The organism is Leptolyngbya sp. GGD (assembly GCF_026735145.1).
Lineage (GTDB): Bacteria > Cyanobacteriota > Cyanobacteriia > Leptolyngbyales > Leptolyngbyaceae > Leptolyngbya > Leptolyngbya boryana.
In genome coordinates this window covers 152,929-168,320 of sequence record NZ_JAPQKE010000003.1, presented here as the reverse complement: position 1 = coordinate 168,320, position 15,392 = coordinate 152,929, and the positions used below count along the sequence as shown (strand labels likewise).

Here is a 15,392-nt window from a genome sequence, read left to right as displayed (position 1 = left end):
AAGGTCTTGTGGGCAAAAGTTTATGTTCACAAGACCTTTTTATTTGTCAAAATTCCGTAATCCAAGCGAAAACATGTGAAGTTTTCTTGTGATCCGGATTAGTCCGTGTCTGAGAGAAATCTAAACCAGGATCGTTTGAATCCTGAGCCATATTACCTAATTTGCCGAAGGGTGCAAGCAGTAAGGCTTTCCGCGACTTCTTCTCAGAATTGGCGGTTTCAGGATTTGACAACTTCTTGTAACACATGGTTTCTATCTATGAAGAACCCTTTTAGGTTGTTAAAAAACTGTTATGCGTAAGGGACTGCTGCACAAACCGGTTAACCTCTTCGGTCCGATTCTGGACAAAATTCTTTTGACCCATTTTGTGGTGATTGGGCTACCAACGGTGCTCTACTACTACATTCTGGAGAATGGTTGGAATTTGTCGTTTCTCCATGTTTTGATTCCGATTTTGTATTTTGTTACGTCGATCGTTGTGATCGGTGAGGCAGTTTCGACGGCAATTACATATCGTCGCGGTCGCCCCGCCAAGATGCCGAAGTTCGGGATGGTGCAGCGCTTTATGCGATCGCCGAGAACTCAACCGCTCTATCCGCTGTTGAGATCGCCGGGCGCGGTTCCCAAGTGTTCGCTGATTGTTGCAGCCTATTTGCCCAATGAGCAGCATATTATTATCAATACGCTAGATCACATTCTCAGCACGATGGAACGCCCGGAAGGGGGATTAGAAGTGATTCTGGCGTACAACCGCCCAGAACGCTTACCGGTCGAAGATCGATTAGAACGGATGGCAGAAGAACATCCGGAGTTGAAATTGCTCTGTGTTGAAGGCAGTCGATCGAAAGCGCAAAACATTAATGCAGCCTTAGAAATCGTCACGGGCGAAGTGACTGGAATCTTGGACGCAGACCATCACCCGAATCCAGACAGCTTTACTCGCGCTTGGCGTTGGTTATCGAATTATCGCTACAGCGCGGTACAAGGACGAAATGTGATTCGCAACCAAGATGTGAACTTCATGACGCGCATGATTGCGGTGGAGTTTGAGTGTATTTATGGGGTGAGTCATCCGGCGAAGTCACTTTTAGTCGATACAGGCGTGTTCTGTGGGGCAAACGGATATTGGCGGACTGAGGTACTGAAGAAGATTGGCTTCTCGTCAAAGATGTTGACTGAAGACATCGATGCGAGTTTTAGAACCCTGTTGAGCGGACATAATATCGTCCATGATCCGACGATCGTGGTGACCGAACTTGCGCCTGTGGATGTGCGATCGTTCTGGTTCCAGCGCAAGCGGTGGGCACAAGGTTGGCTAGAAGTGACGTTGAAATATCAAGGCACGATTGCGCGATCGCTAAGACTCGATAACTGGCAAAAGTTTTATTGGACGTTGCTTTTGGTCTACAGTGCGGGATTCCATTTTGTCGCCCTGCAAGCGTTTCCAATTACATTGAGTCTGACCTTAGCGGGAGAGAATGCACCGGATATTGCACCGGAATATATCTGGACAATGACAGCATTGACTTTGGCAAGTGGTCCGTTACAAGCTTTGGCAGCTTGGCTTGTACGAACTGATGCCATCAAGCAGTCTGGACGAGATTTCTTGGTCTATTGCTTTTTTATTCCGTTCTACTGTGTGTTTAAGAGTGTGATTGCGATTACGGCAATTTATGACCACATTGTTGGCAATACCGAATGGATTGTGACTCGTCGATCGACGGATGCTTTGCCGGAAGCGAAGTAGCAAGATTTCGACTTAGAAAAGCTCCAAGTCTTTAGAAAGCTTGGAGCTTTTTTAGTTTGAAAGTCATAGTGGGAGAGATGAGGAACAATACGGCTCTCACTCATCTTCTTAGCGCTTCTGCTCCATTTGCCAACTGAGAAGAATGACGGGAATTAAGCCAACCAGTACGATCGCTAAAGCTGATCCAGAGGCTTCCGTGAGTCGCTCATCAGACGCAAGGTTAAATACATGCACTGCTAACGTGTCAAAGTTAAACGGACGAATGATCAGCGTTGCAGACAATTCTTTCATTACATCGACAAAAACGAGAATTGCTGCTGCCAAAACTCCCTTCCATAACAGCGGCACATGGACTCGGAATAAAGTATTCGTCGCGCCAAATCCGAGACTACGAGACGCATCATCCAAACTCGGTTTAATGTTTGCCAAACTCGCATCGATGCTATTAAACGACAAGGCAAGAAATCGAACTAAATAAGCAAACACCAGCGCAAACATCGTTCCACTCAGCAATAAGCCCGTTGAATAATTGAACGTCGATCGCATCCAGCCATCGATCGCATTATCAAACAATCCCAACGGAACTAAAATCCCAACAGCAATCACAGAACCGGGGATAGCGTAACCCATTGAAGCAATGTAAGTCGCCCCTCGCATCATCAGGGAGCGATCTAAACGCAATCCATACGCCAAGATAATTCCCACTACGATCGCAACCAAGGCTGCAATCCCGGACACAGTTAAACTATTCGTTGCAAAGCCCCAAAATCTCTGATCAAAAGCATCTTCCCAATTTTCTAACGTCATATTGAGCAGCACACCTGCCGGAATCAAAAAGCCGAGGAATAGAGGAATGATACAAAATACAATCGCGATGATCGCACGGATGCCCCGGAGCTGATATTTCTGAACAGGCGATGAATTGGAAGATTGATAGTACTGGACTCGTCCTCTTGAAAGTTGTTCTAACCAGATCAAGACAAAAATAAATATCAATAAAAATGCAGCTAATTGAGTTGCTGCAAGCCGTTCGCCCATACCAAACCAAGTGCGATAGATTCCAGTCGTGAACGTGCTGACCTCAAAAAACTGAACGGTTGCATAGTCATTTAAAGTTTCCATTAGAGCTAAAGACAACCCTGCTACGATCGCGGGACGTGCCAAAGGTAAAGCCACTTTTCTAAAACTCTGCCACGGGCTACAGCCTAAGCTACGACTGGCTTCTAAAGTACAGACAGACTGAGATAAAAACGCCGATCGCGCTAACAAATAGACATAGGGATACAGCACCAAAATCAGCATCACTGCTGCACCCCAAAGCGATCGCACATTCGGAAACCAATACTCTTGTGCCGTTTTCCAGCCAAACCACGATCGCAACGTCGTTTGCACAATCCCGAAGTATTCGAGCAAATCCGTATAGGTATACGCCAAAATATAAGCTGGAGCAGCCAGCGGCAACAGCAATGCCCAAGTTAAAATTCTACTTCCTGGAAATCGGCACATCGTCACCAGCCAAGCTGTGCCCGTTCCAATGATCGTGACACCTAGCGCCACCGCAAGCATTAAATAGAGCGAATTCGTGATGTAAGTGGTCAGAACTGTGCTTGCGAGATGTTGCCAAACTGATCTGGCATCTGCAAATAATCCGCTCAATACAGCAAAGATTGGGAATGCAATTAAAACTGCGATCGCAATTACAACGATCGTCCATGCACTCAATCTAGAACGTCGAGTCTCTCTCGCCCGCGAAATTTGCATATGCTCTCAAGAAATCTTGTAAAACTACTTTACTAGGGCTTCAAAATTGTTGATGATTAGTCTCAATAAGTTTGCCGCTATAAGAACTCTAATGCTTGACTCGATCATTTTGCAATTAGACCAGGTTTCAAAGCGATTTTCCGCTACGCCTGTTGTAGATGCCGTTTCGCTAAAGCTGCGAAGAGGTGAGTTATTAAGCCTACTGGGGGCATCGGGCTGTGGAAAGACTACATTATTGAGACTGATTGCAGGATTTGAGCGACCTGAATCTGGAACCATCGAATTGTCAGGTCAGCAAGTTGCAGGTGGGAAATACTGGCAAGCTCCTGAACAGCGAGATATTGGCATGGTCTTTCAGGACTATGCGCTGTTTCCGCATTTGAATGTGGCAGAAAATGTGGGATTTGGCTTAAAAAAATCTCGACGCAAGCGATCGGGTTATCCCGCTCAGCAAGCAAAAGAAATGGTCTCGGCTGCGATCGCGCAAGTCGGCTTATCGGGGTTAGAAAAACGCTATCCGCACGAACTCTCCGGTGGACAACAGCAAAGAGTTGCATTAGCGCGAGCATTAGCGCCTCAGCCTGCTTTGATTCTGCTCGATGAGCCGTTGAGTAACTTGGATGTGCAAGTGCGATCGCATCTCCGACAAGAAATTCGCACCATTCTCAAAAACACTGGAACAACTGCAATTTTTGTCACGCACGATCAAGAAGAAGCGTTGTCCATTTCGGATCGAGTTGCCGTGATGAATCAAGGCAAATTAGAACAGTTAGCAACTCCTGAGACGCTTTATGACGAGCCTGCAACCCGGTTCGTTGCAGAATTTGTGACTCAAGGAAATTTCTTACCTGCGACTTATAGTGGTACAGGTTGGAAAACTGCGATCGGAACATTAATGGTGGAAGATTCTGGAGAATTTGCCCATCAAGCTGATGTGATGATTCGACAGCAAGACATTAAGTTAGAACCTGCTCCAGCGGGATCGATTGTGATTGTCGATCGTCAATTTTTAGGGCGTGAGCATCGATACTGTATTCAAACTAGCTCAGGGACTCGCCTGAAAGTCCTGAGCGCTGTGAAGCCTGCGTTAGACATTGGCACACGAGTGCGCGTCAAAGTGAATTTATCTGGGGTGCGATTGTTTGAACCGACTAGGGATTCACAGCTTGAGAGTGCAGCGCATTGAAATTCTTGCGCCATTGTGCTCGCTGTTGCGGAGTTAAAACAGTGGTCACAACCTGGCTATAGTCTTTCAACGGCTGCGATAAAGTTTGATCGACTTTGCCCGTTTGGATCTGTTTCAGCAATTCTGGATTGGCTTGCAGTTCTTTGACGATTTCAGCTTGCATTTCACGTCGAGCTTGCTGGATTTGAGCCGACTGATCTGGGGTAAGTTGAACGCCTTTGAATTCAGCTTTGAGCGATTCAGTCTGTTTTTTGACTTCCCCTGAAACCGTTTCTTCTAAAGCATCGATCACGATTTGCTTCACGTACTGCCGCTGCTCGTCAGTTTTCTGCTTGATAAAATTCCCGATCGCGCTTTTGGATGCTTCTACTTTCGCATCCGCTTGACCCGACAGTTGCTTCAAAAATTGTCCGGCCATCGATTGATCAAGCTGAGTGGCAATTTCTTGCGATCGACTTTGCTGCGGAGCTTGCTGAATCGGTTTTTGAGCAACTTTTTGCACAACCACGGGTTCAGGTTGTGCAGGCGGAGTCTGAAAAGATGATATGTCAGACGGCGATTGATTCAGTGCGACTAAAGCGCCCACACCTCCTGCGACCATCAATGCCAACGAGATTAACACCCTAGCTTTATTCGGATTCATTGCTTTTCCTCAACCTCTTAATAGACAAGTAGGTCTAATTTAGGATTCACCTAAATCACACCACTCTCCAGGTTGAGGCTGAAAAACTTTACCAAGGGATCTGTGTCCCATCCCAGGAGAAAAACTCGCCACCCTGATGATTTTCCAGTTGATCAATCACGTCGAGCAGTTGCCGAACGGTACGATCGACCGAAAATAATTTCTCTGGCGGCACAGACTTCTGAAACGGCTTAGATAGTCTTGTATCCGTTGTCCCTGGATGCAGGTTCACCACAATTGCATTCGGACAAGTCCGCTTATATTCGATCGCAGTTGTTCGCATGAACATATTCAACGCTGCTTTAGAAGCCCGGTAACCATACCAGCCCCCAAGCTGATTGTCTCCAATGCTGCCAACTTTTGCCGAAATCGTCGCCAAAACGGAGCGATCGCGATGCTTCAACAACGGCTGCACATGCTTGGCTAACAAGACCGCGCCAATACTATTAATTTGAAAATACTTGAGAAGCTGATCCCCATTGAGATGTCGCAGGCTTTTCTCTGGTTGCATCGCTCCATCGTGCAATACACCCACACAGTTGATGATGTAGTGCAATTCAGACGTTTCCGACTTAATTTTGGTGATCGTACGTTCGATTTGAGCCTCATCAGTGAGATCAAGTTGCAGCCGCTCTAGAGAAGGCGAATCAAGCTGAAAAAGATCGCAATCAGGACTGCGATAAGTCGCATAAACCCGATCCACTCGATCGAGCAATTGTCGGGCAAATTCCAGCCCAATTCCTTGACTCGCCCCTACAACTAGCGCTGCCTTACTCATCATCAGTTGTTTTTACAAAACTTTACATTGAGTATAACGCGGCGCTTACCACCCGTCTGACTCCTCGCCCTGCCAAACCTCCAAATCCAACTCATCCAAGTAACTCAAAGCCGCTTGAATATTGGTGTGATGTCCCTTTAGAACGAGATCAAACCAGCCGTCTCCACTCGCATTCGCGCCCAAAATCGCCGCAGCAATATTGATTGTTAACTGATACTGCGAGACGAGTTGCGAAATCACAGGCTCTTGATGGTAGTGCCGGGGAATGCGGATGCGGATGCGCTGCTCAGTCGTCCGGTCAATGTTCGTACTCGTAGACATCATTTTTCTCCTAAATTGTTAAAGTACGGTAAGCCTATCGATTTATTGTATATTATTTTTATATGGAAGCGAAAGAGTTTGATGCCAGCGAACTAGCACTTTCTCGACAGAAAATTCGCTGCAAGATGTTGAATCATGTTACAAAGCCGCAAGATTTGCCGGAAAATTGTTGATTTTTATCAACTTTAAACCCTAGAAATTCAACCTGCCGCAAGATAGAAGATCCTGAATTGAAAGCTCTGGAGATACAGATCTGAGATCTTTATTAAGACCTGAAGGGGATCTCGGAAGTGTATTAGAGAATTTCAAAAGTACTAGAGATATCTTCATTGAAGCTCTAGTGAACACTCTCTCTGCCACTGTTAGGGTAATGATAATGACTAGATACGGACTGCCCGCGAAGCAAGGTTTGTATGATCCGCAGTTCGAGCATGATGCCTGTGGAGTTGGGTTCATTGTGCAGATGAAAGGACAACCATCTCACTCGATCGTGCAGCAAGCCTTAACGATTTTGGCGAATTTGGAACATCGGGGAGCATGTGGAGCTGAGACGAACACGGGAGACGGGGCAGGCATTTTAATGCAGGTTCCGCATGGCTTTTTTCAGAAAGTGACTGCAACATTGAACATTACTTTGCCCGATGCTGGACAGTACGGGGTCGGGATGGTTTATTCATCTCCCGATCGTGCTCAGCGCGAAGCAGGGCGGCGGATATTTGAGCAAGTCGTGGCAGAGGAAGGACAAAAAGTTCTCGGCTGGCGAGACGTTCCAACTGACAATTCGACCTTAGGGGAAACGGCAAAAGCCAGTGAACCCTTTATGCAGCAAGTCTTTATTCAACGCTCGGCGGATTTAGCAGATGATTTAGCATTTGAGCGGAAGCTGTATTTGATTCGGAAGCGATCGCATAGTGCCATTCGCCAAACTGGGATTGATCCGTTCTGGTATCCGGCTAGTCTTTCTTGCCGCACCTTGGTTTATAAAGGCATGTTGATGCCTTTGCAGGTGAAAGAGTACTATCCTGACTTGAGCGATCCCGATTTGCAAAGTGCTTTGGGATTAGTGCATTCTCGCTTTAGTACCAATACCTTCCCGAGTTGGGAGCGATCGCATCCTTATCGCTATATCGCTCACAATGGCGAAATTAATACCCTGCGCGGTAACATCAACTGGATGCACGCTCGGCAATCTTTGTTTGAATCTGATTTATTTGGCGACGATTTAAGAAAAGCCCAGCCTGTTATTAACATTGACGGAAGTGATTCCACGATTTTTGATAATGCTTTGGAATTGCTGACACTATCCGGTCGATCGCTGCCTCATGCCGTGATGATGATGATCCCGGAACCTTGGACAGCCCATGAGTCGATGAGTCCTGAGCGCAAGGCATTTTATAAGTACCATTCTTGCTTGATGGAACCTTGGGATGGCCCCGCTTCGATCGCATTTACGGACGGTCGCATGATGGGAGCCGTTCTCGATCGCAATGGCTTGCGTCCGTCTCGGTACTATGTCACCAAAGATGATTTGGTGATCATGGCATCTGAAGCCGGAGTTTTACCGATCGAGCCTGAGCGGATTGCTCAAAAAGGTCGGTTGCAGCCCGGAAGAATGTTCCTCGTTGATATGGAACAAGGTCGGATTGTAGCGGATGAAGAAATCAAGCACCAAATTGCCAGTGCTGAGCCATATCAAGACTGGATTGATCAACATATGGTCAGCCTTGCTGATCTCAAAGATGCACCTCCGTCTTCGTCTGATCTCAATACTGTGCTTCAGCGTCAATTAGCATTTGGCTATACGTTTGAAGAGTTGCGCTTGTTGATCACTCCGATGGCGCGAGATGGCGTTGAAGCTGTGGGAGCAATGGGTGCAGATACGCCTTTAGCTGTTCTCTCTGATCGACCCAAGCTACTCTATGACTACTTCAAACAGCTATTTGCTCAGGTGACCAATCCGCCGATCGATTCCATTCGAGAAGAGATCATCACTTCAGCCGAAACCACTATTGGTGCTGAGAAAAACCTGCTCAAACCTGTGCCAGAAAGCTGTCATTTGATTGAGCTAAAAAGTCCAATTCTCAGCAATGAGGAATTAGCAAAACTCAAACAGGTCGATGAGCAAGGTTTCAAATCGACGACAATTGCGATCGTATTTGATCCCAAATCCGGTGTAAAAGGCTTAGAAAGCGCGATCGACAATCTCTGTACTCAAGCCGACCAAGCAATTGAAGCTGGAATCAATCTCATCATTCTGAGCGATCGCAGTGTAGATGCCGAAAATGCTCCCATTCCTGCCTTACTTGCTGTCGCTGGCGTGCATCATCATTTGATCCGCACGGGTGCGAGAACCAGAGTTGGCTTAGTACTCGAATCGGGCGAACCGCGTGAAGTACATCACTTTGCCATGCTGATTGGATATGGTTGCGGCGCAATCAATCCTTACTTAGCGTTTGAGACAATCGAATCGATGATTGCTCAAGGCTTACTCCCGAATCTAGAGTATGCAACAGCTTGCAAGAACTACATCAAATCAGCAACCAAAGGCGTGATCAAAGTTGCGTCGAAGATTGGTATTTCGACCATTCAGAGCTATCGCGGCGCACAGATCTTTGAAGCAGTTGGCTTAAACCGTTCGGTCGTCGATCGTTACTTTACCTGGACTGCTTCTCGGATTGAAGGCGTGGATCTCGAAGTCATTACCCAAGAGGCACTGCTTCGTCATCATCAAGCTTTCTCAGAGCGTCAAGCCAGTGGACAAACTTTGGGTGTTGGTGGCGAATATCAATGGCGTAAAGAAGGGGAAGCTCACCTTTTCAGCCCGCAAACGATTCACACGCTGCAAAGAGCAGTTCGAGAAGGAAATTACGAGCTATTCAAGCAATATGCTGCGTTAGTCAACGAGCAAAATCAGCAGCATTTTACACTGCGCGGCATGTTGCAATTTAAGCCTCGCCAACCCATCCCACTCGAAGAAGTTGAACCAATTGAAGCCATTATGAAACGCTTCAAAACTGGAGCAATGAGCTACGGATCAATCTCGAAAGAAGCTCATGAAGCGTTAGCGATCGCCATGAACCGCATCGGCGGTAAATCCAATACGGGCGAGGGCGGCGAAGATCCAGATCGTTACACTTGGAGCAATGAACAAGGCGATTCCAAAAACAGCGCCATCAAGCAAGTTGCTTCCGGTCGGTTTGGAGTAACCAGTCTCTATCTGTCTCAGGCGAGAGAAATCCAGATCAAAATGGCTCAAGGTGCAAAGCCTGGAGAAGGCGGACAACTTCCAGGACGCAAAGTCTATCCTTGGATTGCGAAAGTTCGACATTCGACTCCGGGGGTCGGCTTAATTTCGCCACCACCACACCATGACATTTACTCGATCGAGGATTTAGCTGAACTAATCCACGACTTGAAAAACGCCAACCGAGACGCACGCATCAGTGTCAAACTCGTTTCGGAAGTGGGAGTCGGAACGATTGCAGCAGGTGTTTCCAAAGCTCATGCTGATGTCGTTTTGATCTCTGGTTACGATGGCGGAACGGGCGCATCTCCCCAAACTTCGATCAAACATGCAGGTTTACCTTGGGAATTGGGACTCGCTGAAACTCATCAAACGTTAGTGTTAAACAATTTGCGATCGCGCATTGTTGTCGAAGCTGACGGACAAATGAAAACTGGACGTGATGTGGTGATGGCAGCGTTGCTAGGTGCTGAAGAATTCGGCTTTGCAACTGCTCCGCTCGTCACATTGGGCTGCATTATGATGCGCGTTTGCCATCTCAACACTTGTCCAGTTGGGATTGCGACTCAAGATCCTCAATTGCGCGCAAGCTTTATCGGCGATCCGGACAACACAGTGAACTTTATGAAGTTCATTGCTCAAGAAGTCCGCGAAATCATGGCACAGCTTGGTTTCCGTACTTTGAATGAGATGGTCGGTCGGACAGATATCTTAGAAGCAAAACAAGCAGTCGAACATTGGAAAGCAAAAGGTCTAGATTTCTCCAAGATCCTGTATCAGCCTGATGTTGATCCGTCTGTTGGCTTGTATTGCCAGATTCCGCAGGATCATGGCTTAGACAAGTCGCTGGATTTAACTGTGCTAGTCGATCTGTGTAAAGATGCGATCGAAGAAGGCAAACCCGTTAAAGCAACGCTACCGATTCGGAATGTCAATCGCGTGGTCGGAACAATTCTTGGCAATGAGATTACAAAACGACACTGGAATGGCTTGCCGGAAGATACGGTACATCTTCATTTCCAAGGCAGTGCGGGACAGAGTTTTGGAGCATTTGTGCCGAAAGGAGTAACGCTCGAACTAGAAGGCGATGCCAATGACTATCTCGGAAAGGGTTTAAGTGGCGGTAAGCTGATTGTTTATCCTCCGGCGGTTTCTTCGTTTGATCCGTCTGAAAACATCATCATCGGCAACGTTGCAATGTATGGCGCAACCAAAGGCGAAGTCTATATCAATGGCATTGCCGGAGAACGATTCTGTGTTCGCAACTCTGGAGTGAATACCGTTGTTGAAGGGGTTGGCGATCATGGTTGTGAGTATATGACTGGTGGCACAGTTGTTGTCCTTGGAGCAACTGGACGGAACTTTGCCGCCGGGATGAGTGGCGGAGCCGCCTATATCTATGACGAAGCAGGCGATTTTGCGAGCCGTTGCAATATGCAGATGGTTGCGATCGAGCCGTTTGAAGACCCCGAAGACATTGCGATCGTGCGTCAGATGATCCAGAATCACGCCAATTACACGCATAGTCACAAGGCAAAAGACATCCTAGAAAACTGGGAGCAAGCGCGATCGCGGTTTGTGAAGGTCATGCCAAAAGATTACAAGCGAGTACTCCAAGCACTAAGACGAGCTGAAGAGTCAGGCCTGAGTGGTGATGATGCTTTAACAGCAGCGTTTGAGGAAAATGCCCGCGACGTTGCCCGTGTAGGAGGAAGTTAGAGATAGAGGAATAGGGAGCTAGGCAGCAGTAAAGAAGTTTCTGCTTCTCCCTATTCCCCCACTCCCCACCTTCTCAAACCCTTTACCTAAAAAACATTCTTAACCTATGGGAAAACCAACTGGATTCATCGAATATCTGCGCGAACTTCCTTCCGAACTCGCACCACTCGATCGCATTCGCAATTGGGACGAATTCCACCTCTCAATGCCTGAGGAAAATCTTCGCACTCAAGGCGCGCGTTGTATGGATTGTGGCATTCCGTTTTGCCATACGGGAACCTTAATCAGCGGCATGGCGAGTGGCTGCCCGATCAACAATCTCATTCCTGAATGGAATGATTTGATCTATCGCGGACTCTGGAAAGAAGCACTCGATCGCTTACATAAAACCAACAATTTCCCCGAATTCACTGGGCGGGTCTGTCCTGCTCCTTGTGAAGGGTCGTGTGTACTCGGCATTCACAATCCACCCGTCACGATCAAGAACATTGAATACTCGATCGCTGAAAAAGGCTGGAACGAAGGTTGGATCAAACCCGAACCTCCTGCTAAAAGAACGGGTAAGAAAATTGCGATCGTAGGATCTGGACCTGCTGGACTTTCTGCTGCGGCTCAGCTTAATAAAGTCGGACACTGGGTAACTGTGTTTGAACGGGCTGATCGTCCCGGTGGATTGCTCATGTATGGCATTCCCAACATGAAGCTCGACAAACAAGAAGTCGTGATGCGGCGATTAAACATCCTCGAAGCCGAAGGTGTGAAATTCGTTTGCAATACTGAAATCGGAAAAGATCTGCCTGCTGAAGACTTGCTGAGAGATTTTGATGCAGTTGTACTCTGCACAGGTGCGACGAAACCGCGTGATTTACCGATCGAAGGTCGCCAACTCAAAGGCATTCACTTCGCAATGGACTTTCTCACCGCGAACACTCAAGCTGTACTAGACCAAACCGAGCCAGCGATTACCGCTCAAGGCAAAGATGTTGTGATCATTGGTGGAGGAGACACCGGAACGGACTGTGTTGGGACTTCGATTCGACACGGCTGTAACGGTCTTGTCCAACTCGAAATCTTACCTCAACCACCCGAAGAACGCGCTCCCAACAATCCTTGGCCTGAATATCCAAAAGTCTACAAAATGGACTATGGACAAGAAGAAGCTGCCGCAAAATTCGGAGGTGATCCTCGGGCTTATCTGAGAACGGCAACGCACTTTGAAGGCGATGAGCAGGGCAATGTCAAAGCAGTTCACACGGTCGAGGTGCAATGGGAACGCAATGAACAAGGACAGTTCATTCCTAAGCAAATTCCGGGAACTGAGAAAATCATTCCGGCTCAGTTAGTACTACTCGCAATGGGATTTTTAGGACCTGAGCAACCTTTACTCGATGCAATGGGACTCGATCGCGATGCCCGTAGTAACATCAAATCCGAATACGGTAGATACACGACCAGTATTCCCAAGGTGTTTGCAGCCGGAGATTGCCGTCGAGGACAAAGTTTAGTTGTCTGGGCATTCAATGAAGGTCGTGGTGCGGCGAGAGAATGCGATCGCTATCTGATGGGCGAAACCAATCTACCCTAATTGTTTGATCATCTTGCCCGTGGTTTCTAATCACGGGCAGTACGGTGAATCAGCACTAGAAATCTGAAACCAAGCCCACTCGATAAGTCAACCCAGGTTGGTAAATGCGATTGGCTTTTTCGTAGCTACGATCGGCAAGATTTTCGAGAAATACAGTCAGTCCAAGCCCACGAGTAACCGGAATTCGCAAACCTAGATCAAAGCTGAACCAGGAGGGTGAAAAGTCGCGGGGACTATCACTTGCTAGCGTAAATAAAGCACGTCGCGCACCGCTGAAATAGTTTGCATATAGATTCACCTCCCATCCGTTTGAGGCATAACCAATGCCAAATCGCGCCACTGAGAAGGGAACTGTACTCAATTGCAATCCTCGTTCTACACCGCTACCAATCTTTGCATCGGTGTAGGTATAGTTCGCAAAGGTAGACCACTGCGAAGAAACCTGCCAGCGCAAAGCTGCCTCAATACCATTCGTGTTGACTACCCCAATATTCGCCCATCGCCCGGACTGAACTGAGATACGATCGTTTAACCGACTCCCAAAATAAGTAACCTGTGCTGTAAAACTTTTAGCCAGTTGTACATCAAAACCAGTCGTCCAAGATGATCCGGTTTCAGGCTTGAGATCCGGATTGGGCAACCAATTATGCACCGTATCAAATGCATAAAGTTGATCCAGACCTGGATTGCGATGCACAGAGACCCAACTTCCCCGCAGGGCAAGATTGGGCGATAGTGCCCAACGCGCTCCAACACTCGGATTAAGATAACTCCCAAATTCACTCGTAAAGTTTTGGCGCAGACCTAATTCTGCTTGGAAATTATTGGTAATCTGCCAAGTATTCAAGGCAAACAAAGCAGCTTGAAAGCGATCGCGATCGAACTCGCCATTTAATTGAGCTAGTCGCGGCAGTGTACTAAAAGCTTCTCCATTAAGTTGTGAATTTTGTAGATCCAAGCCCCAACGTAGATTGTTCGTCTTGCTCGTTTGCCAATCGTGTTCAACTCTGGCATTGAAACTGCGAGAGTTCAAAATGCCGCGTCGAAAGAAAACCGCTTGTGTCGGTCCGTAAGTACTAAAGTAATCTTGATTAAACGATAAGGTTGTGTTGAGCGTGGAGTCTTCTCCATTCCCTACAAGCGCTTTCCAGGTCAACCCGAGATTCACAGTATCGTGGTCCAAGCGATCGCGCTGCAATGGGAATCCAAAGTACAACAGACCGCGCCGACTCGTAACAGTTGAAACATCTAAACTGAGCGAATTACGATCATTGAGATCTAAACTCAAATTGCCATAGTAATTATCTTGAGTCGAATCCCCATTGAACAATCGCCCATCTGCCCCCCGATTTGCGGCTCCAACCGGGACACGATAATCATTCTCTGCTTTGAAACGCTGATAGCTGAATAGATAATCAACGGCTCCAAGTGAACCAGAATAGCTGCCTCGGTAGTTGGAGGAACTAAACGATCCCAACTGAGCAAAGCCATTGAATTGCGGAATGCCCGTTCCTTTCTTGGTAACAACATTCACGACACCCCCTACTGATTCAGAACCGTAAAGGGTTGCAGCCGTTCCACTCGATAGCTCAACTCGCTCGATCGCACCTGTGGGAATGGAGTTTAAATCGGTGCCACCATGATAGGTATTGACGTTTGTGCCGATCGGTCTACCATTGAGCAAGAAGACAGATTGATTGATCGAAGCTCCACGATAAAAGGTTCCAGTGTGAATATCTGCACCAAAGCCGACATCATTGACTGCGAATCCAGGCAATCCGCGTAAAATCTCAGCTAAACTATCTGCACTCTCACGGCGAATTTCATCCGCTTCGATTGTGTAAACCGGAGTTGAAGTTGGCTTTTGTAGCTTTTCAACCCCGACAATTTCTTCTTCTGGTGATGAGTCTAGAGGTTCTTCTTGTTGTGCAATGTCTGTTGCCTTGCGCTCTAAGCTCACCGTTGCAGAGTTTGATTGAAGTAAACGAGCCTCTGTAAGCGGCTTTTGGAAGTCTTGAAGATGAGCAGGGGTTAAACTTGCTGTATCAGGTAAAGACTGATCAGGAGGTATAGCAGACGGAATCAGATTCGGTTTAGCTGATGCTTCTGCACCATAGCTTGATTGCGTAAACACACAAATCCATGCCGCGCTAGAGAGAAACGCGATGCCAAATAAAGAGAGTTTCATTAGAATTATGAGACTAAGCCATAGTTAAGCAGCCTTTCAGGCTTTGAACTTAAGCGGCACTGACAATCATCTGTATAGAGGTTTTTCCAGTCTGCTGTCAAAAGACAGAGCGTCTTAGTCTTAAAAATTGATCACAACAATTGCTTGCTGATTAGCTTGGACTGATTGGCTTAGACTACAA

General features: G+C 47.2%; 9 protein-coding genes. 4 read left to right on the top strand and 5 right to left on the bottom strand.

Going from position 1 to position 15,392, the window contains the following annotated elements; translation table 11 throughout:
- Positions 1-292: 292 nt before the first annotated feature.
- Positions 293-1,747, top strand: a complete 1,455-nt coding sequence (locus OU814_RS15660; RefSeq protein WP_268184146.1) for a glycosyltransferase — start codon at positions 293-295, stop codon at positions 1,745-1,747.
- A 108-nt stretch (positions 1,748-1,855) separates the two neighbouring features.
- On the opposite strand, the gene OU814_RS15655 is transcribed toward OU814_RS15660, so the two are convergent.
- Complete coding sequence (locus OU814_RS15655) at positions 1,856-3,508, bottom strand: ABC transporter permease (RefSeq protein ID WP_268184145.1); 1,653 nt, start codon at positions 3,506-3,508, stop codon at positions 1,856-1,858.
- A gap of 91 nt (positions 3,509-3,599) precedes the next feature.
- Here OU814_RS15655 and OU814_RS15650 point away from each other — a divergent pair, with 91 nt between their 5' ends.
- Entirely contained in the window at positions 3,600-4,694 is a 1,095-nt protein-coding gene (locus OU814_RS15650) for an ABC transporter ATP-binding protein (protein WP_268184143.1), read from the top strand.
- Here the strand turns inward: OU814_RS15650 and OU814_RS15645 are convergent.
- From OU814_RS15645 to OU814_RS15635, 3 genes are all read right to left on the bottom strand, one after another.
- Positions 4,660-5,337 (bottom strand): hypothetical protein, encoded by a 678-nt coding sequence (locus tag OU814_RS15645; RefSeq protein ID WP_026148563.1) that lies wholly within the window; start codon positions 5,335-5,337, stop codon positions 4,660-4,662. The two genes, OU814_RS15650 and OU814_RS15645, sit on opposite strands and share 35 nt — an antisense overlap.
- A gap of 88 nt (positions 5,338-5,425) precedes the next feature.
- Positions 5,426-6,157 (bottom strand): SDR family NAD(P)-dependent oxidoreductase, encoded by a 732-nt coding sequence (locus OU814_RS15640; protein WP_268184142.1) that lies wholly within the window; start codon positions 6,155-6,157, stop codon positions 5,426-5,428.
- 42 nt (positions 6,158-6,199) lie between these two features.
- A complete protein-coding gene (locus tag OU814_RS15635; RefSeq protein ID WP_017287646.1) occupies positions 6,200-6,475 on the bottom strand; it encodes an NIL domain-containing protein in 276 nt (91 codons plus the stop codon).
- Between the two features lie 376 nt (positions 6,476-6,851).
- Here OU814_RS15635 and gltB point away from each other — a divergent pair, with 376 nt between their 5' ends.
- Positions 6,852-11,438: a glutamate synthase large subunit gene (gene gltB, locus OU814_RS15630; RefSeq protein WP_268184141.1), complete on the top strand. Its 4,587-nt coding sequence runs from the start codon at positions 6,852-6,854 to the stop codon at positions 11,436-11,438.
- Between the two features lie 106 nt (positions 11,439-11,544).
- Entirely contained in the window at positions 11,545-13,023 is a 1,479-nt protein-coding gene (gene gltD / locus OU814_RS15625; protein ID WP_268184140.1) for a glutamate synthase small subunit, read from the top strand.
- 55 nt (positions 13,024-13,078) lie between these two features.
- Here gltD and OU814_RS15620 read toward each other — a convergent pair whose 3' ends face one another.
- Positions 13,079-15,211: a TonB-dependent receptor plug domain-containing protein gene (locus tag OU814_RS15620; RefSeq protein ID WP_268184139.1), complete on the bottom strand. Its 2,133-nt coding sequence runs from the start codon at positions 15,209-15,211 to the stop codon at positions 13,079-13,081.
- Positions 15,212-15,392 lie beyond the last annotated feature (181 nt).